The 18757-nt window shown below is 63.5% G+C and carries 21 protein-coding genes and 4 tRNA genes; 10 read left to right on the top strand and 15 right to left on the bottom strand.

Annotated features, from left to right (window positions below):
- Positions 1–14 precede the first annotated feature (14 nt).
- Complete coding sequence (locus ACUZUJ_RS07905) at positions 15–779, top strand: thioesterase family protein (protein WP_119007625.1); 765 nt, start codon at positions 15–17, stop codon at positions 777–779.
- A 15-nt stretch (positions 780–794) separates the two neighbouring features.
- Here the strand turns inward: ACUZUJ_RS07905 and ACUZUJ_RS07900 are convergent, their stop codons facing one another.
- Entirely contained in the window at positions 795–1064 is a 270-nt protein-coding gene (locus ACUZUJ_RS07900; protein WP_042358614.1) for a hypothetical protein, read from the bottom strand.
- 123 nt (positions 1065–1187) lie between these two features.
- The gene (locus ACUZUJ_RS07895; protein WP_458220155.1) at positions 1188–1892 is read right to left on the bottom strand and encodes an ArsR/SmtB family transcription factor; all 705 of its coding nucleotides are present in this window, start codon (positions 1890–1892) and stop codon (positions 1188–1190) included.
- A gap of 105 nt (positions 1893–1997) precedes the next feature.
- Here ACUZUJ_RS07895 and ACUZUJ_RS07890 point away from each other — a divergent pair, with 105 nt between their 5' ends.
- On the top strand, positions 1998–2639 hold the full coding sequence (locus ACUZUJ_RS07890; protein WP_458220154.1) for a flavin reductase family protein: 642 nt from the start codon (positions 1998–2000) through the stop codon (positions 2637–2639).
- 10 nt (positions 2640–2649) lie between these two features.
- Here ACUZUJ_RS07890 and ACUZUJ_RS07885 read toward each other — a convergent pair whose 3' ends face one another.
- Positions 2650–3171 (bottom strand): GNAT family N-acetyltransferase, encoded by a 522-nt coding sequence (locus ACUZUJ_RS07885; RefSeq protein ID WP_458220153.1) that lies wholly within the window; start codon positions 3169–3171, stop codon positions 2650–2652.
- Positions 3168–3530 (bottom strand): hypothetical protein, encoded by a 363-nt coding sequence (locus ACUZUJ_RS07880; protein ID WP_458220152.1) that lies wholly within the window; start codon positions 3528–3530, stop codon positions 3168–3170. The genes ACUZUJ_RS07885 and ACUZUJ_RS07880 overlap by 4 nt, the downstream gene beginning before the upstream one ends.
- Before the next feature lie 185 nt (positions 3531–3715).
- On the opposite strand from ACUZUJ_RS07880, the gene ACUZUJ_RS07875 reads away from it, so the two are divergent.
- On the top strand, positions 3716–4561 hold the full coding sequence (locus ACUZUJ_RS07875) for an AbiJ-NTD4 domain-containing protein (protein WP_458220151.1): 846 nt from the start codon (positions 3716–3718) through the stop codon (positions 4559–4561).
- 147 nt (positions 4562–4708) lie between these two features.
- Here ACUZUJ_RS07875 and ACUZUJ_RS07870 read toward each other — a convergent pair whose 3' ends face one another.
- The 4 genes from ACUZUJ_RS07870 to ACUZUJ_RS07855 form a co-directional block, all read right to left on the bottom strand.
- Positions 4709–5953: an AAA family ATPase gene (locus ACUZUJ_RS07870; protein ID WP_458220150.1), complete on the bottom strand. Its 1245-nt coding sequence runs from the start codon at positions 5951–5953 to the stop codon at positions 4709–4711.
- A 647-nt stretch (positions 5954–6600) separates the two neighbouring features.
- Positions 6601–6674 (bottom strand) — tRNA-Cys (locus ACUZUJ_RS07865).
- A 66-nt stretch (positions 6675–6740) separates the two neighbouring features.
- A tRNA-Gly gene (locus ACUZUJ_RS07860) sits at positions 6741–6816 on the bottom strand.
- A gap of 142 nt (positions 6817–6958) precedes the next feature.
- Positions 6959–7034 (bottom strand) — tRNA-Gly (locus ACUZUJ_RS07855).
- 130 nt (positions 7035–7164) lie between these two features.
- Between ACUZUJ_RS07855 and ACUZUJ_RS07850 the strand changes: the two genes are divergently transcribed.
- Positions 7165–7566 carry a hypothetical protein gene (locus tag ACUZUJ_RS07850; protein ID WP_458220149.1) on the top strand — a complete coding sequence of 134 codons (402 nt, stop codon included), beginning with the start codon at positions 7165–7167 and terminating at the stop codon, positions 7564–7566.
- Positions 7559–7987: a hypothetical protein gene (locus tag ACUZUJ_RS07845; protein ID WP_458220148.1), complete on the top strand. Its 429-nt coding sequence runs from the start codon at positions 7559–7561 to the stop codon at positions 7985–7987. The genes ACUZUJ_RS07850 and ACUZUJ_RS07845 overlap by 8 nt, the downstream gene beginning before the upstream one ends.
- 23 nt (positions 7988–8010) lie before the next feature.
- Here ACUZUJ_RS07845 and ACUZUJ_RS07840 read toward each other — a convergent pair whose 3' ends face one another.
- The 7 genes from ACUZUJ_RS07840 to ACUZUJ_RS07810 all read right to left on the bottom strand — a co-directional run bounded on the left by ACUZUJ_RS07840 (position 8011) and on the right by ACUZUJ_RS07810 (position 14831).
- Entirely contained in the window at positions 8011–8928 is a 918-nt protein-coding gene (locus ACUZUJ_RS07840; RefSeq protein WP_458220147.1) for an HlyD family secretion protein, read from the bottom strand.
- Complete coding sequence (locus ACUZUJ_RS07835) at positions 8925–9653, bottom strand: ABC transporter ATP-binding protein (protein WP_014036631.1); 729 nt, start codon at positions 9651–9653, stop codon at positions 8925–8927. Before ACUZUJ_RS07835 ends, ACUZUJ_RS07840 begins: the two co-directional genes overlap by 4 nt.
- A 10-nt stretch (positions 9654–9663) precedes the next feature.
- The gene (locus ACUZUJ_RS07830) at positions 9664–10803 is read right to left on the bottom strand and encodes an ABC transporter permease (protein ID WP_458220146.1); all 1140 of its coding nucleotides are present in this window, start codon (positions 10801–10803) and stop codon (positions 9664–9666) included.
- On the bottom strand, positions 10800–12263 hold the full coding sequence (locus ACUZUJ_RS07825; RefSeq protein WP_458220145.1) for an efflux transporter outer membrane subunit: 1464 nt from the start codon (positions 12261–12263) through the stop codon (positions 10800–10802). The genes ACUZUJ_RS07830 and ACUZUJ_RS07825 overlap by 4 nt, the downstream gene beginning before the upstream one ends.
- A 369-nt stretch (positions 12264–12632) precedes the next feature.
- Positions 12633–12708 (bottom strand) — tRNA-Gly (locus ACUZUJ_RS07820).
- Between the two features lie 116 nt (positions 12709–12824).
- On the bottom strand, positions 12825–13931 hold the full coding sequence (locus ACUZUJ_RS07815) for an NAD(P)/FAD-dependent oxidoreductase (RefSeq protein WP_458220144.1): 1107 nt from the start codon (positions 13929–13931) through the stop codon (positions 12825–12827).
- Between the two features lie 744 nt (positions 13932–14675).
- Positions 14676–14831, bottom strand: a complete 156-nt coding sequence (locus tag ACUZUJ_RS07810) for a hypothetical protein (protein WP_023103941.1) — start codon at positions 14829–14831, stop codon at positions 14676–14678.
- 29 nt (positions 14832–14860) lie between these two features.
- Here ACUZUJ_RS07810 and ACUZUJ_RS07805 point away from each other — a divergent pair, with 29 nt between their 5' ends.
- The 5 genes from ACUZUJ_RS07805 (at position 14861) to ACUZUJ_RS07785 (ending at position 18745) form a co-directional block, all read left to right on the top strand.
- Positions 14861–15613 (top strand): hypothetical protein, encoded by a 753-nt coding sequence (locus ACUZUJ_RS07805; protein WP_023103940.1) that lies wholly within the window; start codon positions 14861–14863, stop codon positions 15611–15613.
- Positions 15614–15731: 118 nt separating this feature from the next.
- Complete coding sequence (locus tag ACUZUJ_RS07800; RefSeq protein ID WP_023103939.1) at positions 15732–15944, top strand: AlpA family transcriptional regulator; 213 nt, start codon at positions 15732–15734, stop codon at positions 15942–15944.
- Positions 15945–15986: 42 nt separating this feature from the next.
- Positions 15987–16862, top strand: a complete 876-nt coding sequence (locus tag ACUZUJ_RS07795) for a ParA family protein (protein WP_128730078.1) — start codon at positions 15987–15989, stop codon at positions 16860–16862.
- On the top strand, positions 16846–17094 hold the full coding sequence (locus tag ACUZUJ_RS07790; protein WP_019726333.1) for a hypothetical protein: 249 nt from the start codon (positions 16846–16848) through the stop codon (positions 17092–17094). Before ACUZUJ_RS07795 ends, ACUZUJ_RS07790 begins: the two co-directional genes overlap by 17 nt.
- Complete coding sequence (locus ACUZUJ_RS07785) at positions 17087–18745, top strand: ParB family protein (protein ID WP_023835742.1); 1659 nt, start codon at positions 17087–17089, stop codon at positions 18743–18745. Before ACUZUJ_RS07790 ends, ACUZUJ_RS07785 begins: the two co-directional genes overlap by 8 nt.
- The last annotated feature ends 12 nt before the right edge of the window (positions 18746–18757 follow it).

The raw sequence follows: 18757 nt of genomic DNA, 5'->3' as shown, positions 1-18757 counted from the left end.
AAGCAACGCACCCGATGGCCTTCTTCGAACGACTGAGCGACACCCGTTACCTGCCGACCGAGCATACCGGCGGCGCCTGGAACATCCGCGAGCAGCACATCGCGCCAGCGATCGGACTACTGGCCCACCACCTCGAACGCGACGCAGCGGCACGCGGTCATGGCTTCCTGATCGCGCGCCTGTCCTACGACATCCTCGGCACCATCCCGATCGAAGCGATGGACGCCGAGGTACAGGTGCTGCGCGGCGGTCGCACCATCGAACTGGTGGAGGCCACACTTCGACACGATGACCGTCCGGCGCTTCGTGTGCGCGCCTGGTTGATGCGCCCGAACGATACCGGGGCCATCGCCGGCACACCGATCAGCGGCATTGCGCCGCCGGAATCGATGCCGGCGTGGGACCCGGGCACGGTCTGGCCCGGTGGTTTCATCCAGAGCATCGAGATCCGTCGCCACGACCAGGGCCCCGGCCGTGCAACCTACTGGGCCCGCGCAACGCAGTCGCTGCTGGATGGTGAAGCGGTCAGCCCATTGGCCCGTGCCGCCACCCTGTTCGACCTGTCCAACGGCATGGCGGTACGCGCCGATCCGAAGGAGGTCGCCTTCCCGAACCTGGACCTCACCGCTCACCTGTTCGGCATGCCCGAAGGCGAGTGGCTGGGTTTCGACACGTCGGTGTCGTTCGGCCGCCAGGGCATCGGCCTGACCAGCACCGTGCTGCACGATGCGCGCGGCCCGATCGGAACACTCGGCCAGGCGCTGACGGTGCGCCCGTAAACGCAACGGGCGGCGTCAGCCGCCCAGCGTGCCCATGGTGAAGGTGTAGCCGGAACTCATCAGGAACTCGCGCATGCGCATTTCCGCACGGCGCGGTGAGGCCAGATTGGCCGGTGCATACAGCGCGTAGACCACGCCGGCGCCTTCGATTGACTCGCGCCGCACGCCACAGTGGCGGGTCTCCGAGGCGACCACCCAGCCATCCTTCAACCGGTCCGGCCCTATCGATTGGCCGTTCATCAGCCGGAACGTCAACCAGCGTACTTCCGCAGCGGATTTGCTCATCGGCGGCATTCCGGCTGCGTACTGCGGTCCATCATGTCCTTGCTCGCCATTGCAGCTCCCTAAGACTTGGAACCTGACCATAGCGCCTCCGCATGTCGCGGGTGAATGAGACTGACCGGGCGCTCAGGTCGCCAGGCCGAACCGCTTCCACAACGCCTCGCGCCCCGGCGGGGTCAGCCGCAGCTCGCGACGGCCTTCAACACGCCGCAGCCAATCGTTGTTCACGAAGCTGTCCAGCATCGCCTCGCCGACCAGCCCGGCCAGATGCGGGCGCCGCTCGGTGCAGTCCAGGCATCCCCGGCAATAGCGCGCGGGCCTGGTCGTTACCGGCTGCTGCAGCACCTCGGCCATCGGCTGGCCGAGCTCCCGCAGGAACGCCGCCCCCTCTGCGCTCACCTGCCAATAGCCGTCGCGCGGCAGCAAGTGCCCTGCCTGCAGCAGGTGATCGGTGATGGCCACCGCATGCACGCCGGCGAGGTGGCGATAGCATGAGCGCGCCTCGCGCAACGCCGGCAGGCTGCGTGACGCGGCGGCGGTGCATGAGGGCGTGCGCTCGGCCACACGCAGGATGCCCTCCAGCATGTCCGCGACCTCGGTCGACGCCAGCCGATGGTAGCGATGGCGGCCCTGCGGGATGACCACCAGCAGATCGCCTTCAATCAGGCGCCGCAGGTGCGTGCTCGCCGTCTGCGGCGTCACCCCGGCCACCCGCGCCAGTTCCATCGCGGTGTACGCGCGGCCATCCATCAGTTGCAGCAACATGGCGGCGCGTGCCTGGTCACCGACCAGGGCACCGACACTGACAAGGGAACCGGAGGTGTGGACCATGCCGGCATTGTGGCATGCAGGGCCGGGCCGACAGTTCGATGCAGGCCGAAGCATTGCCGGCCCGCCCCGGCGCACAGTCACCGCCCCGCTCTTCCGAGAACCGCAGTGACGAACCCTTCGATCCAGCGTCGGCGCATCACGCCTTCGGTCCTGTACCCGGGCACGCCGGTACTGCTGATGACCACGCTCAATCCCGACGGCAGCAGCAACATCAGCCCGCTCTCTTCGTTCTGGGCGCTGGGCAACCGGGTGGTGCTGGGGCTCGGCACGCAGGGCCAGGGCTATTGCAACCTGCAACTGCGCAACGAGTGCGTGCTGAACTTTCCGTCTTCTGCACAGGCGGCACAGGTCGAGGCCATCGCGCGTGCGACCGGCCGCGATCCAGTTCCCGACGCCAAGCAGGCGATGGGCTACGTGCATGTGCGTGACAAGTTCGCGCTGGGCGGCTTCAACGCCATACCGTCATCGCAGGTGGCACCCGCCACGATTGCCGAGTGCCCGCTGCAGGTGGAAGTCACAGTGATGGCAATGCACGCACCCAGTGATGACGATGGCCAGCACTTCGTGATCGTCGAAGGCCGCATCCGCTGCGTGCATGCGCACGAGGCGATCACCCATGCAGGCAGCCAGCACATCGATGTCGCCCGCTGGAAACCGTTGATCTATCTGTTCCGCCACTACCTGGGCGTGGGTGAACCGGTCGGGCGCAACTTCCGCGCGCAGACGCCGGCCCACGAACCGGCGTAGAGCTGGTGATTCAAGGTGGCGGCGATGATGGGTGGCTGGTCACTGAAATCCAGTACGACACCATGTCCACATAGCGGCCATCGCGCTTCACCGCGCGCGGCTCGACGCCGGATTCGGTGAACCCCAGCGATTCGTACAGTCCACGCGCAGCAGCGTTGTCCGCCAGCACCGTCAGCGTGAGCGACTCGATGCTGTCCATGCGTGCCGCCGCGAATGCCGCAAGGAACAGTTGACGGGCGATGCCATGACCACGATGGGCTGCGCCAACATGGACGCTGTGGATCTCCGCCGTGTGCCGCCGCGCCAACCGCACCGGACGCACATAGCGCAGGAAGCCCGCCAGTTGTGCCTGGTCAAACGCACCGAAGTAACGGGTATGAGGATCATCAAGCTGCGCCCGCATCACCTGCGAGGAATCGCCGACCGCCTCGGCCAGCGTGGACAGGAATGCAGCGGGCGACTCGCGCAACGCCTGCAGGCGAGCGTCCCAGAGCATGTCCGCATCGTCTTCGGTCAGTGGCCGGATGATCATGTCGCGCGCCTGCCGCAATTTCTATGCTGGAGCCAGCGTAACAGTCCGGACATCATCAGCCACAGGCAGGCCATCCCCATCAGCGACGTCGCCGGCGCCCCCCAGCCCATGCGCGCGGACGCGTCGGCACCGAGCGCCAGCTGGAACAGCAGTGGCGTCAGGATCGAGAAGATGCCGATGGCATACATGCCATGCAGCGAGCTGCCCGTGGTGAAGGCGCCGTTGCCGAACATGGCGACGCCGAACAGCAAGGAGGTCAATGCGGTCAACGCGAATCGGCGCCCCCAGGCCAGACTTTGCATAGCGCGGTTGCCGTGCGGAAAAACAAAAAAGCCCTGACCGGAGTCAGGGCTTTTCAATTGGAGGCCTCAAGCGGAATCGAACCGCTGTAAAAGGATTTGCAATCCGAACATTTTATAGAAATTTCAACACCTTACCGGATACCGACACCTAACGTGCCGCCTGAGCCATCGGGGCTTGCAGCAGCACGGCCTTCGGCGCGTCTACACTGTTACCGACGCTCTTCTTCTGACGGAACATCCGAATGCTCTTTTCACAGCGCATGGGACTAAGCCCGGTAAGGGTGCAAATTCAGCTCAATGATATGGACAACGCGCTACGGGTTGCTTTATGGAACTCGTATCAACCGGCTGTAATCGCTGCAGGCAAGAAGGATGCGTTCTCGAGGAACTCCCCTCTGATGCCTTACTTTCAAGCATTGTGGGATGAGGTACTCCACGAGCCCGTTGACAAGATCCCGTCGACGTACGATCGCGCCACAGCTGAGATCCGCGTTCATTTCTTCGCAATTGAATGGTATCGAGTCTACGAGTTTCTTGAATTCTCGATGTCGTCAGCTCTACCCAGGTACTATCGAGAGCGACTTGCCCCGCGCATCAACGTCGCCCTTGAAAGAGAAATGTCAGGCTACAGACTAATTGGTAATTTATTCTCACCCATCACAGATTCCCAAGAGATTTCAAATATCGAAGAGGCGCTGAACCGTAACGACGCGCACGCGGGCGCGATCTCACACTTGCGCACAGCGCTGACTCTAATGTCGGATCGAATTAATCCCGACTACAGAAATTCAATCAAGGAGTCCATTTCCGCTGTGGAGTCGATGGCAAAGCATCTAACCAACAATCCGAAGGCCAGCTTGGGCGATGCCCTCTTGGTTCTCGAGAAGAAGGGCGAAATGCATAACGCACTCCGCAGAGGTCTTTCGTCGCTTTATGGATACACGTCAGACGCTCAGGGAATTCGCCATGCCTTGATGGACGAGGCCAACCTGACATTCGTCGACGCAAAATTCATGCTTGTCGCGTGCAGCGGATTTGTGAATTTCATGATTGGAAAGTCCTCGCGCGACGGATTACCAACAAACTAAAAATCAGCTCCTTTGACGTCAAGAATCAACAACCCATGCGAAATAAATTTACGCATTGAAGTCGCTTTGGGCGAGTTCCGACAACAGATCAAACTGCCATCTTACGGACGCAATTACTATTCCGCATCGGCGCCGCTGATACTTCAGCTATCGCGCCGACTTCGGATCACCAAAGTACTGAATCCAGAGGGCAAATCCACGCTGCTGGAGCCTGTATACGCCATCCTTAGCCGAATCCTTCTGAATTATTCTGCGGGAAGTGAGCGCCTGAATAGCGTTGGACAGACGACCCTCTGTTCCTTTGAACTCCGCCCTGATCTCTGACTTCTTAATCCAATCATTACCACGAGCAGCCATAATCTTTAGAACCTGCCGATACTCATCGGACTTGATCTTGTCGTAGAAATCGGACTGATAGTACTTTAAGCCGATAGTCTCGATCGCACCACCGCGCGAATAGGCCGATGAATTAACATCATCCAGCGTAATTTCCGACCCCTTAGCCGCATTAAAGGCTGAAAATGCGAACTGCTGAATAAAATGCGGATACCCTTCGGATAGCAGCGCAATCTGCTCCTTCGCATCCTCAGCTATCGTTATCTTTCCGGCAACATTTAGCTTATTGGCTTCAGCCATCCCCAGCTCGACCACCCGCCTCCTGTCTTTGATCTCAAGCTCACGAATGGGAAGGGGATCGAATATGCGCACTGACGATTCATGAGATTGGCGTAGCTTGTCGAACGTATCCGGCAGACCTGCAACAATGAAGCAGACGTGGTTGCACGACGCACGAAGTAAGGCCTCGGTGATGGTTTTTAGCAGGTAGCCAAGCCTTAACTCAGCTGAAGCGTTGTCAGCCTCATCGATGACTATGACAAGACCTTCTCGGCGATCCTCCCCTTGCCCAGGTTGCGTAATTCGCGCAACGGTCTCAGCGAGCGAATGGCAAAAATCGGAAATGACAATTTCTTCTTCAGAGTCCTTCCGGGCTCGATCAATACTCGAGTCCATAATTTTGACACGCTGAAGAAAGTCCCAAGTTTCAGCCAGAAATTTCCGAACAACCTCGGTCTTACCGACCTCGCGCGCAATTTCCTTCTGCAGGATCTTCAGGAAGGTGACGAGATCAGTCTTTTCGGAAATCTGGGTACTCGCCACGCAGAACTTGAAATACCCGAAATCGCCGCTTTCTACCTTACCTCTGGCCACAGCCGACTCGAACCACAAAAGGGAGGACTTCCCGATCCCCCTATCGCCAGTAACCAGAAAGTTGATGGGCTGTCCGGCACGGGTCTGAGCGAAACCGTGCTCAAGTTTGTCGAGCTCGTTGAGACGACCGGCAAACATACCGACCGGCACCGGCGAGCCTGGCTTAAATGGATTGATTCTCACTGGAACTCCCTTTCATTGCGCGATTCAAGTAGGCGCGCTCGACCGCGTGCCCAGCCAAGTGCCTTGCCAAACACCTCACCGAGAGGACGAGACGGGGCATTCTAGCCTTAGACCAAGCGACTGCGCTGGCAGAGCCGCTAGCCCTGCGCCCGAGACTGAGTCACATTCAACGAGAGCGACTGCGCATGCCTACAATCAACCACCCTTTAATTGGGTACTTCGCCCTGGGCTTGGTCTCCTTCGGAGCTCGGCGCGGCTCCAGCGCTTCCCTGACCCGCGCTGTGGCAGCTGCCGTTGCCTCGGCCAGTCGCCGGGCCTGCTGCTGCTCGCGAGTTGGCGGCAGGCTGGGCAGTGGCGGCTCGGGCTGGATCGGGGTGCTGTCGGTCATGACTGGCCTGTGGCGCTCAGATAGACAGGCTGGGGCAGCAGCCCCGCCCGCTTGATCGTGTACTGCCAAGAGTCGCCCCGGCGTCGCTTGGTTGCCATCCCTGCTCAAACGCACGTAAACGCACTCGGCACATGTTAACTCGAGTTTGCCACCCGAAAACGGGTGGCAGTCCGATGATTTTGGGGGCGAATCCGGGGATTTCGGACTCGGGCGCCGAACACCAGGCAAAGAAAAAGCCCTGATAAATCAGGGCTTTATTTGGAGGCCTCAAGCGGAATCGAACCGCTGTAAACGGATTTGCAATCCGGTGCATAGCCACTCTGCCATGAGGCCAACGTACTGCGCGCCAGGAACAGGGCCCTGACAAGACAAAACCCCAAGATGGGGCCTGTCGGAACATGGAGCGGGAAACGAGACTCGAACTCGCGACCTCAACCTTGGCAAGGTTGCGCTCTACCAACTGAGCTATTCCCGCGTAAGCCGACATGGTACCGGAAATCCGGAACACACACCAGCGATTTCACCTTTCTGACTGCGCGTAAAGCCTTGTGGCCCAACGTGCCCCGCCTTGCCGTGGCGGGAGAAAAACAAGGCCCCTACCGGGGCCCTGTAGAATCTGGAGCGGGAAACGAGACTCGAACTCGCGACCTCAACCTTGGCAAGGTTGCGCTCTACCAACTGAGCTATTCCCGCAGATTCCGTTCGACCTGCGTCGAAGGAGCGCTATTGTGTCCAAATTCCTTCACGCCGTCAACAGTCTTCACACGATGCGGTCACGGGCGTCCGCACTGGGGTACGCTGCCCCACCCGGTCCCGTTCGCCCATGTTCTTTCGCGGCACGCCCCTGTTGATCGCCCTGCTGCTGCATCTGCTGGTGGCGCTGCTGTATTGGGCGCTGATTCCGCTGGGAATGAACTGGTATCGCGACCATTTCGGCTTCACCTCCCATCGCGACATCGGCCTGGGCATCGCCCAGTTCCATCTGTTCTGGATGTTCATTGGCGCCCAGCCGCTTATCGCGGTGTTGCGGCCATTGTTCGCCAAGTTGCTGGTGCTGGCGATCCCGTTGGTGTTCGCGACTTGGACGCTGATGCACAACCACCCGCTGCGCCTGCTGTACTTCACCATCGGGCCCGGCCTGCTGGCACTGGCCGCAATCGCGGTGAGCCTGCGCTATTCGTCGCAGGGAACCTCCCGCCCCACCACGGACACCGCCGATGCCTAGATGTTACATCCGCCTGTTCTGGCTGCTGGTCGCGCTGACCTGGCTGGCGCTGATCGCTGCACTGGTCAATGCCGGCTTCACTCCTGACTACTGGCTGCTGCACCATCTGGAAGGCGCCGAGCTGCCCTACCCGACCAGCACCGTCATCGTGTTCGCGCTGCTGGGAGCCGTCGAACTGGTGGTGGCCGCGCTGATCGTGCAGCCCTGGAAACTGAAACGTCTGTGGCTGCGCCTGCTGATCGCGTTCGCGTTGCTGGTGGTGTGGTCGGTGCCGTGGATGCTGTCCGCGATGCACCAGCCGCCGGTGCACGGCATGCACCTGCTGTGGTTGCTGCTGCTGGACGTGGGGCTGCTCCTGGCGCTGTGCGTGGTGTCTGCAGTGAGTGCGTGGCGAACCATCAGGCGTCGAGGAGCCCCATAGGCGGCCCCGTCGCAACACCAGGCTTACTTCCGGAACTCCACCCGCACGTGCTGGCCGAAGCGGGCCTTGGCCTCACCTTCGAACTCCAGCACACACTCCACCACCTTGGCCACGCCACGCCCGGCATCTTCGGGCAGGCGTGCCTGCGCGAACACGGGGCTGATGCGCACCACGCGTGCGGACGGCAGCGTGCTGGTGTTCTCGGCACCATCGCTGTCCGGCACTACGGTGGCCTTCATGCCCACCTGCACGGCATCGGCATAGGCGGCGCTGAGTTCGGCGCGCACCTGCAGCGGGCGCGCCGGCAGCAGCGAGATCGCCGGCTTGCCAGCCTGCACGAAGGCACCGAGCCCCGGCACCTGTCCGACCACGGTGCCGGCTTCCGGCGCGCTCAGCGACATCTGCTGCAGTTTCAGCTTTGCGTGTTCCAGCTTGTGCTGGGCCATGTCGACCTGCGCACCGGCCACATCGACATCGGCGCGCACACCTGCCAGCTGCTGCTTGGCCGCATCGGCCTGCTGGTTGGACGACACGCCTTCGCTGGCGCCGGTGGACAGACGGGTCGCGTTGCGCTCCAGTTCGCGCAGCTGCGCCTGGCTGCCCTTCAGGCGGTCATTGGCCAGGGCGAGATCGGCGGTGGCCATCGCCACCTCCTGCTGCAGCAGGGCACCATCCAGCGACAGCAGCAACTGTCCCTTCTTCACCGTGGCGCCCTCCTTCACCGGCGCGGCGGTGATCGAACCATCCACCGGCGGCGCCAGCGCGATCAGGCCACCCTCGACGTCGATGATGCCGCGCGCCACCGCGACCTTGCCGGCGGTGGCGTCGGCCTTGCCCGAAGGCGCCGGCGCGGGTGCAGGCGCGTCCTTGGAACAGGCGCCGAGCAGCAGTGCCGCGGACAGGGCCAGGCTGAGGGGGAGCAGGTGCGACGTCTTGGTCATGGGGCGGACTCTACAGTTTCGTTCTGGCGGCGGTCATCACGGACCATGCCGTCTTCCATGGCGATCACCCGATCGGCATGCCGGATCAGGCGCGGATCGTGGCTCACGCACAGCACGGTGGCGCCATGCGCACGTGCGTAGCGGTGCAGGATGTCGATCACGCGCTGGCCGTTCTCGGCGTCCAGCGCGCTGGTGGGTTCGTCGGCGAAGATCAGCGTCGGTGACTTGGCGAAGGCACGGGCAACGGCCACACGCTGCTTCTCACCGCCGGACAGCTGCGCCGGGCGCATGTGGCTGCGGTGGCTGAGGCCAACCTCCTCCAGCGCCCTGCGGGCCAGCGGTTCGCTTTCGCGATTGCTCATGCCGCGGTAGCCCAGCGGCAACTGCACCTGCTCCAGCGCGGTCAGCGCCGGGAACAGGTTGAAGCCCTGGAACACGAAGCCGACATGGTGCAGGCGGAAGCGCTCCACTTCACTGCGACTCATGTGGCCCACGTCCTGGCCGAGCGCGTGCACGCGACCGCCATCGGGCGACGACAGGCCGGACAGCAGCGACAGCAGCGTGCTCTTGCCGCAGCCGGATGGGCCCGACACCAGCGTCAGCTCGCCGGGATAGATGTCCAGCGACAGGCCGCGCAGCACCGGCACCTGTACATCGCCGGACATGAAGCCCTTTTCCAGTGCGTCGGCCTGCAGGGTCGGGGCGACGGCGCGTATGGAAGTCATCGGCCGGTCCTCAACGCAGCAGCAACGATGGATCGGAGCGGACGACACTGCGTACCGCCATGATGCTCGACAGCATGGCCATCACCGCGACCAGCGCCACGCAGCCGATGATGACCATCGGCGTCAGCTGCACCGGCACGCGCTGGGTCTGTGCGATCAAGAGCACGACGGTGCTGAACGCCGCCGCCAGCAACATGCCCACGCCGCCGATCAGCAATGCCTGCTCGAACACCACCCGCGCCAGCGCATAGCGCCCGGCACCGAGTGCGTTGAGCGTGGCGTACTCACGCACCGAGCCGGCCACCACGGAAGCAAACGACTGGTTGGTGATCACTGCGCCGACGAAGCAGACGATGACGGCCATGAACAGCACCGCGATGCCGGCGCCGGTATCGAACAGCCAGTATTGCTGCGAACGGCTGGCGAACTCCGGTGCAGTCCAGAACTCGACCGGCGTGGCCTGCCCCATCGACGCGGCCAGGCGGTCGCGCACGCGGTCGGCCAGGTCCGGCGAACGCAGGCCCGCCACGAAATAGGTACTGCCCTCGTGCGGATCGGTGCCAGCAATGGCGCGCGCGGTATCCAGCGACGCCAGCACATTGACGCCACCGAGGCCACGCAGGCCGGGTTGCGCAGCGACCACGCGCACCGCCTTGCCGTTGATCCACGCACGGTTGTTCTGCAGGTCCACGCCCAGCGTATCCAGGTCGGCGCTGTCGACGATCACCGCACCCGGCTCACGCAGCTGCGCGCGCAGGTCGGCAGGCAGGATGCGCGCGAACATCATCGCGTCGTCCCGGGTGGAGATGCCGGACAGGTACACCGACACATTGCCGGTGCCCTGCGCGCGGGACCGCCATTCACCATCGACCCACTCGTAGGGCTCGACGCGGGTGACATCCGGGTCCATGCGCAGATGGCTTTCGACATCCGCGCTGATTGCATGGCCGTAGTTGACGCTCTGGGTGCCGGGGAAACCGGCCCAGATATCGGCGGATGAAGCCTTCACGTAGATCGCGGCGGTACCGAAGATGCCCAGCACCAGTGCCGCCTGCACGATCAACAGCACACCGGCGAAACACATCGCCAGCACCACCGGCAGGAACCGGCGCCACTCGTAGGCCAAGGTCTTGCGGGCCAGTGCGATCATTGCGAATCGCCCTCAGCCTCGGCCGGCAGTGGTGCGCCGCCCAGGGCGCGGTACAGCGAGGCGAATGCGAGCACGCGCGCGCCCTGCGCACCGATCAGATCAGCCTGCGAGGCCAGTGCGGCACGCTGCGTGTCGAGCCCATCGAATTCGCTGGACAGGCCCAACTGCACCTGCCGCGCCTGGCGCTTGACCTGCTGGCCGGCGGCATCATCGGCCGCACGCAGCGACTGGATGCTGCTGTCCTGGCGCGCCAGGCTACCCAGTGCGCCTTCCACTTCGCTCACACCTTCCAGCACCGCCTTGCGGTAGCCGAGCAGCGCGGCATCCAGCTGCTTTTCATCGGCATGGAAACGCGCGCGGCGCTGGCCCCAGTCCCACAGCGGAATATCGATGTATGGGCCGATCGACGGACTGGAGTCGGAGTTGGAGCGGGCGTTCTGGGTAAGGTTGTACGCGTACAGGATCGAGCCGCCGAGACTGACCCGCGGATACATCGCTGCGCGCGCGGAGCCCTTGCTGGCAGCAGCCTGCATCACTTCTGATTCGGCCAGCAGGATCTGCGGCCGATGGCGCAGCAGATCGGCCGGGACCTGCTGCAGCGAGAACGCACCCAGCTTTGGCGGCGTGCGATAGGCACGCCAGGCCGGGTCCGGGCCATCACGGCCCAGCAGCAGGGCCAGCGCACGGGCAGCGTTGTCCGCATTCTCGCGGGCCTGCGCTGTGGCCGCCTGGGTCGCCGCCTGGCGTGCACGCAGGCGATCAAGTTCGCCGGGCTCATCCAGGCGCAGCCGCTGGCGTACCAGGGCCAACTGTTCGCCGCGATCGTCCACCACCTGCTGGCGGGCCAGCAGGTCCTGCTGGGCCTGCGCCACGGTCAGATCCAGATAGCTGCGCACCACGTCGGCGATCACCGCGACCTGCGCGGCATTGCGCAGCGCCTCGGCATTGCCGGCCGAGGCCTGCGCGCTCAACTGCGCGCTCTCGGCGGCACCGAACAAGCCCAGGTCCCAGATCGCTTCGATACCGGCGTGGAAATAGGTGTCGACCGCGGCGGCATCCTGCACCTGCTTGGCGCTGGCCGAGATTTCCGGCAGGAAGCGCGAGTCCGAAGTGCCGGCGACAATCCGCACGGCCTGCAGGCGCAGCGTGGCCTGCTGCAGGTCGAGGTTGCCGGCAATGGCCTGATCGACCAGTCCATCCAGCGCCGGGTCGGACAACACTTTCCACCACTGTTTGGCGTCCACTGCCACACCCTGGCCCTGCGGCACCCGGGTCCAGGTGCTGGGCGTGCGATCAGGCAGGTCCGGAACCGGCACCGACATGCAGCCCGCCAAGGCCAGGCTTGCGAGCAGCGCGCCGGGGCGCAGCACTGCCTGCAGGGAGAATCCGCGCCCGGTCCTGGGCACTGCCACTGGAGTGATACGCCTGACCACCAGCCCGCCAACGTGTAGAAGGAGCATGAAGGCTACCGTGCGATTGTGGAGCGAACATGGAGAATTGGTCCGAAAAAGGTCACAACACGCGTGCGGTTCAGGCAACGCTGGCGTTGGCCTTTCGCCAGCCTTTCACCGCATGCGACGCACGGAACGCTGATGCAACATCCAGGCCATTGCGTCTTGTTGCCGTCTTCGCCGAGCCCCACGCCTGCGGTCGTCCCCACGACCGATACGACCCGCCATTCCGATTGCGACACTGACGTCGGATCCGTCACGCCGGGCCACTGATACCACGCCCGCCATGAAGATGCCGTGGCGCGACTGTAGCGGCCCTGCCGGCCAACTTCATGACAAACGAAAAACGCCCCCTTTCGGGAGCGTTTTTCTTGAATCTGGAGCGGGAAACGAGACTCGAACTCGCGACCTCAACCTTGGCAAGGTTGCGCTCTACCAACTGAGCTATTCCCGCAGATTTCATTCGACCTGCGTCGAAGGAGCGCTATTGTGTCGATATTGCTGCACGGCGTCAACAGGAAATTTCAGGTGACGTCAGCGGCGGCGTTCAGACGCCCCTACCTACTCCCTTCACGTGCGCAGGCCGCGGCGATGGAAGTAGATCTGCTCGGCGATGCGCCGCGTGGCAGCCGTGTGCAGCAGCGCATTGAGCGGCCAATCGGCCTGGAGGCGATCCATCGCCCAGCGCAGCAGGCGCTTGCCGCGGAAGGCCGGGGCGACCTGTTGTGCTATCCGTTCGGCGCCCGGCCCTTGGCCACGCAGATGGCGGGCAATCGCCTCGCCGACCGCCCAGCCGTGCCGCCACGAGGAATGGATGCCGCCGGCCGAGAGCGGCGAGACGGTGCCCGCCGCGTCACCGGTCAGGATCAGGCGCGGGCCGGTGATCGGGCCGTCCGGCCGGCCGCACGGCACCAGACCGGCGCGGGTGGCCGAGGGACGCGCCGAGGGCGGAATGCCGACCACATCGCGCACATGCTCAAGGAAGCCATCGATATCTGGCGGCCGCACCCGGTCCGGGTCATGGCGCACTGCCAGCCCGACCTGCAGGCCGGTTGGATTCTGCGCGACCCAGCCGATATAGCCCGGCGCATAACGCTTGCTGACGAAGCAATGCAACGCATCACCCTGCGGCAACTGGAGGCCGGCGAACTCACGTTCGACGCCATAGAGATTGTCGCGCACCTGGCCGAGGCCAGTGCGCCGGGCCACGCGTGAGCGCGCGCCATCGGCGCCGACCAGATAGGCGCACCGCCCCGCCCCTTCCACCTGCCAGCCGTCACCATTGCGATGGGCGTCGGTGAAGGACTGCTGCAGGCGAAGGTCTACGCCATTCGCGCGCAGCTCACTGGCCAGCCATCGCATCAGGTTCGGCGTATCGGTGGTGAGGAAGTAATAGCCAGGTGCTGCCAGCAACACGCTGCGCAGGTTCGGCGCATACAGACGCACATCCGCGACGCGTTGCACTAGGTGTTCGGGCATGCGTCCCAACCAGGTCTGCTCCATCGCCTCCTTCACCACGATGCCGGTGGTGTGCAGGCGTTCGCCGGGGTCGGACTTGCGTTCAAGCACGCAGACGCGCAGGCCGTATTGGGCAGCGGCCAACGCGCAGGCGGCACCGGCGAAACTGGCGCCGACGATGACCACATCGTGGTCGTAGACGGAGGATTGATGAGGCATCGCGACATCGCCCGACTGGAACGGAGATGCAGCTTCGCGAGCGCGCGTGGTGAAGCGATGGGGTGGCGGTGAAGCAGGGATGAAGTACCTGGACTCAAACGAAAAACGCCCCCTTGCGGGAGCGTTCTTCTTGAATCTGGAGCGGGAAACGAGACGTGTACTAGGACAGTAAGTCGTTGTTTCCCAATCACTTTCTTCGTTGGGCTGGCCAGCGAAGACCTCAATTGTAGCCTTGTTTTTCGTCCTCGGCAACAAATTCGTCCAAAGAGTTCCACAGACGTCCAAAGAGCTGCACTCAGCACACCAGACCCACGATCGGTACATCGTCGTAGGCAACTCCCTCGAACTCATCATCCACGCCCGGTCGTCTGCCCCGCATCCATCACCGCGAAGACGATCAGGCAGATGGTTCTGGTGATGGCACAGCTCGGATGCCACCTAGGAACGCCTGCACCACAACTCACAGGCGACCTTCTGGTCAAGCTCCTTTGAAAGAACGCGCACGCTGGCCACCGCGTTTCCGCACACGATTCTTTGTCGATATATCAGGATGACGGGACAAGCATGACAGGTGCGGGTTTGCTGCGTCCGGCTGGACATTCGAGGACGATTGCGGCCCCCTCACGTTTCCTGAGACCGCTGGCATATCAGGTCATACCTAGACGGTTTTGCAGAAACCGTAACTTCTCACGACCCTGATAGCGTGAGCGTCACTGTCGAGCCTACGTCCCGATGCTCGACCTTCTAATCGATGAATTTTTGCACATCGAGCACACGACGACTACCAGTTGCGCGAACTGGTGAGAAGTATTCAAACCACATGACGAAGCGGCCTTCGGTGCCCACTTCCTGCACAGACGACAGGCCGACCATGAGGTCGGTAACAAAGGAGTCGGTCATGTAGTTCTTCTCCTGGAAGGAGACGGAGCATGCACGAGAACAAGAATGATGCACCAACATCAAAGGTGTTCTATCGCCCGATCGAAGCGTCCATCCGCTGGGCCGGGTTGCTGCGATACGAGCAGGTGATCCTGGCTTCGATTTCGTCGCCAAGGCGCCTGCCGCAGTCGTTGGACTGCCCACGTTGTGCCGAGCTGCGGCTTTGCACCGAACGTATCTTCGACGGCATCCTCAATGGAGAACTGCCCTTCGGGCAGAACGGCATCACGACGCGCGATTCAACGCTGATCGACTCCCCTGATCTGACGGTGCGCCACGTCGATCTGAAGCGCTGGATGCGCCAACACTATCCCGAGCAGCGACCGGGCTTCCTCTTCTCCCGAAGCGAGCGCATCGCCCATCCCTTCATCTCGGTGGAAACTGGGCAGGCGATGCTAGTCGAGCGCCTGGCCCTGAAGTCCACCTTGGACCAGTACAAACGCCAACTGCATGAGTTGCAGGAAAAGCACGGAGCGCTTCTCAAGCAGATGGTGCCCTCTGCTGGCACACAGCGCCTGATCAGTGATCGCGCCGAAGCCACCTACCTGAACATTATCGGCAGCATGCTGGACCTGATGCTCGGCCAGTCGCCTTCGGGCGTGCCGTACTCCAGCTTCAAGACGCAGGAGGCGGTGGTCAGCGCATTGGTCGCCCATCACAGCGGCGCCATGGGGATCGCGGAGCGGACGCTAAACGGCAAGTTCGCCACGGCCAGACGCCGGCTGCGTAGCGCGGCAGTCTGAGGTTTTCCACCTTGTATGTGCAATCGCGGAGATTGCATTTGCAATGTCTTTTCGCGTCCATGTCTATTGAATGGAGGTCACGCCAACAAACGCCACTGAGCGTTCAGGAGTGACCGCCATGTCGCAAACACCTGCACTGCCCGCAAGCGAGCGCCGCATCCTGCGGCTTGATGAAGTCGAAACCAAGTCGGGTTTCAAGCGCGCCCACATCTACAACCTGATGCGCAAAGGCCTTTTCCCGAAGGCGCTGCGCCTGGGCGTGCGCGCGGTCGGTTGGGACTCCATCGAGATCGATCAGTGGATCGCCGAGCGCGTCAACAACCGGGTCTGACCCGTTCTCCAGCGGACTTCCCATCCTCACACGGAGAACGCCATGCAGGTCGTATCCATCATTTCAACCAAAGGTGGCGTCGGCAAGACCACCACAGCCGCGAACCTCGGCGGGCTTGCCGCGGACGCGGGGCTGCGTGTACTGCTGCTCGACCTCGACGTGCAGCCCACCTTGTCCTCGTACTACGAGCTAGGCCACCGCGCACCTGGTGGCATCTACGAGTTGCTGGCCTTCAACGAGCGCGACCTCGGACTGCTTGTGTCCCGCACGATCATCGAGGGCCTGGACTTGGTGCTCTCCAACGACCACCGAGGCGAGCTGAACACTTTGCTGCTGCACGCGCCGGATGGGCGCCTGCGGTTGCGCCATCTCTTGCCGGTCCTGGCGCCTCTCTATGACCTGGTGCTGATCGACACTCAAGGCGCGCGCTCGGTGCTGCTGGAGATGGCGGTGCTCGCCTCCAACCTCGCGCTGTCGCCCGTGACCCCGGAAATCCTCGCGGCGCGCGAGCTGCGGCGCGGCACCATGCAGTTGCTCGAAGACATTGCGCCCTACCGGCACCTGGGCATCGAGCCTCCACCTCTGCATCTGCTCATCAATCGCGTCCACCCTGTGTCAGCCAATGCACGGCTGATCCAGCAGGCCCTGCGCGATCTTTTCCAGGACCACGCCGGCATCCGCGTGCTGGCCACCGACGTGCCGGCCATCGAGGCGTATCCGCGTGCAGCTACGCGCGGATTGCCAGTGCATCGGGTCGAATACCGCCAGCCGCCGGGCAGAGTCGCCCTCGCCGCGCTCGACACCATGCGCGGCCTCGCAGACGAACTATTTCCGCAATGGCGGCACCGATTTGCCATGGTGTCCGGCCGTCCGCCACACCCTCTTGATGCCGGGAGGTCCCATGGCGAACGCACATGAGCTAGCCCGAGGCCACAAGCGGCTTCGCGCCCTGATCGAGTTCGCGGTTGGCGAAGGTTGGCACGTCAAACGCACGCCTGGCGGCCACCTCAAGTTCACCAAGCCTGGCTGCGCCGCGATCTACACCAGCTCGACGGCAAGCGACCACCGGGCGACCCTGAATGCCCGTGCGCAAATCCGCCGCGCCGAGCGCGAGGCCCGATACCAAGCGCAGGGAGGCGGCCATGGCTGAGATCACCTCCCAGCAGATGGCTGGCAAGCTGCTCGCGGCCGGGTTCGAGCGCAGCGGCCCGTCAGCCTCGACCTTGAGCGACCCGATCGCCGACACCCCCATGGTCGTGACCCTAGATCAGTTGCGCCCCTACGACCACGATCCCAGGAAAAAACGCAACCCGGCCTACGAGGAAATCAAGGCGTCCATCCGCGAGCGCGGTCTGGACGCAGCGCCGGCCATCACTCGCCGACCAGGTGAGTCCCACTACATCATCCGCAACGGTGGAAATACTCGGCTGGCGATCCTGCGCGAACTATGGTCAGAGACCAAGGACGAGCGGTTTTTCCGTGTATCGTGCCTGTTCCGGCCGTGGCCCAGCCGCGGCGAAGTCGTCATGTTGACCGGCCACTTGGCCGAGAACGAATTGCGCGGGGGCCTCACGTTCATCGAGCGCGCCCTCGGCGTCGAGAAGGCGCGCGAGTTCTACGAGCAAGAAAGCGGCACCACCTTGAGCCAGTCCGAGCTGGCCCGCCGCCTCGCCGCCGATGGCTTCCCGGTACAACAGTCGCACATCAGCCGCATGAACGACGCGGTGCAGTATCTCCTGCCCGCGATCCCCACCGTGCTCTATGGCGGTCTCGGTCGCCATCAGGTCGAACGCCTGTCGGTCATGCGCAAAGCCTGCATGCTCGCGTGGGAGCGCTACGCCAAGGGTCGCCCACTGGTTCAGGACTTCGACGAATTTTTCCAGGAAGTGCTGTCGCAATTCGACGTCCAGGCCGACGAGTTCTCCGCGCAGCGTGTACAGGACGAGCTGATCGGCCAGATGGCCGAGATGCTGGGTGTCGATTACGACGTGCTCGCCCTGGACATGACCGAATCCGAGAGCCGGCAGCGCGCCTTGGTCAGCGACCCAACGCCGCCATCGACGCCGCCTGCGTTGCCGGAGCCGGGAACCATCGCGCGCCCACCTGCCAACACTGCGCCACCCATCGCAGGGGCTGCATCCGCAGCGCCGCCTGCAGGCCGACCTGCGGCAACGCCTTCGACGCGCGAGAGCGACACGGATGCCAGCCAGGCAAGTCCGGCCAACCCTGCGGTGGGTGGCGATCTGCTTCGGGAGCACATCGTCTCGCCGGCACCGACGACCGAACGGCTCCAGTCCATTCAGCGCATGGTCGCCGACCAGTTGGGTGATGCGCTGCCGCTCGACTTCTCGGCGAGTGTCTTGCAGTCCATCCCTGTGCAGGCTGGCGGGCTCTATCCGATCTCCGATGTCTGGTACATCGATCCCGGCGTGGACACAGCCGAGCGCCTGCGCATCCACATCGCACAGTTCGCCCGCGAAATCGCGGGCGAGGCAGACCTGGACGAGTGCATTGATGACCGTGCAGAGGGTATCGGTTTCGTCTGCCGGGCCCGCACCCAAAGCTCGGCACCGCTGGGCCGTGCCGTCCTCGCGCTGTTAGCGTGCCTGGCCGGTCAGCGGCCCGCCGACGTCGGCCTGCACGACGGGCAAATCGTCATCGAACTGCCGGCGCTGCTGCACGGCCAGGGTGATGCGGCCCAGCGATTGAGCGATACCTCGCTGGTCAAGCTGTTCCGGCTGCTGCGGCTGGCCCGGCGCCTGCTCGACCTTGAAGCCGGCGCTGCAGGCGTTGGAATGTGAGCGAGGGAGGCC

The sequence above is a fragment of the Stenotrophomonas sp. S4 genome (genome assembly GCF_054187805.2).
Note: the sequence above shows the minus strand (reverse complement) of the source record. Positions and strands in the feature narration are given on the sequence as shown.

Bases quoted from the DNA above. Each gene is read 5' to 3' on its own strand.
- ACUZUJ_RS07905 (WP_119007625.1), top strand. From the start codon at position 15: ATGGCCTTCTTCGAACGACTGAGCGACACCCGTTACCTGCCGACCGAG.
- ACUZUJ_RS07900 (WP_042358614.1), bottom strand. From the start codon at position 1,064: ATGAGCAAATCCGCTGCGGAAGTACGCTGGTTGACGTTCCGGCTGATG.
- ACUZUJ_RS07895 (WP_458220155.1), bottom strand. From the start codon at position 1,892: ATGGTCCACACCTCCGGTTCCCTTGTCAGTGTCGGTGCCCTGGTCGGT.
- ACUZUJ_RS07885 (WP_458220153.1), bottom strand. From the start codon at position 3,171: ATGATCATCCGGCCACTGACCGAAGACGATGCGGACATGCTCTGGGAC.
- ACUZUJ_RS07875 (WP_458220151.1), top strand. From the start codon at position 3,716: ATGCTCTTTTCACAGCGCATGGGACTAAGCCCGGTAAGGGTGCAAATT.
- ACUZUJ_RS07850 (WP_458220149.1), top strand. From the start codon at position 7,165: ATGTTCTTTCGCGGCACGCCCCTGTTGATCGCCCTGCTGCTGCATCTG.
- ACUZUJ_RS07845 (WP_458220148.1), top strand. From the start codon at position 7,559: ATGCCTAGATGTTACATCCGCCTGTTCTGGCTGCTGGTCGCGCTGACC.
- ACUZUJ_RS07840 (WP_458220147.1), bottom strand. From the start codon at position 8,928: ATGACCAAGACGTCGCACCTGCTCCCCCTCAGCCTGGCCCTGTCCGCG.
- ACUZUJ_RS07835 (WP_014036631.1), bottom strand. From the start codon at position 9,653: ATGACTTCCATACGCGCCGTCGCCCCGACCCTGCAGGCCGACGCACTG.
- ACUZUJ_RS07830 (WP_458220146.1), bottom strand. From the start codon at position 10,803: ATGATCGCACTGGCCCGCAAGACCTTGGCCTACGAGTGGCGCCGGTTC.
- ACUZUJ_RS07825 (WP_458220145.1), bottom strand. From the start codon at position 12,263: ATGCTCCTTCTACACGTTGGCGGGCTGGTGGTCAGGCGTATCACTCCA.
- ACUZUJ_RS07815 (WP_458220144.1), bottom strand. From the start codon at position 13,931: ATGCCTCATCAATCCTCCGTCTACGACCACGATGTGGTCATCGTCGGC.
- ACUZUJ_RS07810 (WP_023103941.1), bottom strand. From the start codon at position 14,831: ATGACCGACTCCTTTGTTACCGACCTCATGGTCGGCCTGTCGTCTGTG.
- ACUZUJ_RS07805 (WP_023103940.1), top strand. From the start codon at position 14,861: ATGCACGAGAACAAGAATGATGCACCAACATCAAAGGTGTTCTATCGC.
- ACUZUJ_RS07800 (WP_023103939.1), top strand. From the start codon at position 15,732: ATGTCGCAAACACCTGCACTGCCCGCAAGCGAGCGCCGCATCCTGCGG.
- ACUZUJ_RS07795 (WP_128730078.1), top strand. From the start codon at position 15,987: ATGCAGGTCGTATCCATCATTTCAACCAAAGGTGGCGTCGGCAAGACC.
- ACUZUJ_RS07790 (WP_019726333.1), top strand. From the start codon at position 16,846: ATGGCGAACGCACATGAGCTAGCCCGAGGCCACAAGCGGCTTCGCGCC.
- ACUZUJ_RS07785 (WP_023835742.1), top strand. From the start codon at position 17,087: ATGGCTGAGATCACCTCCCAGCAGATGGCTGGCAAGCTGCTCGCGGCC.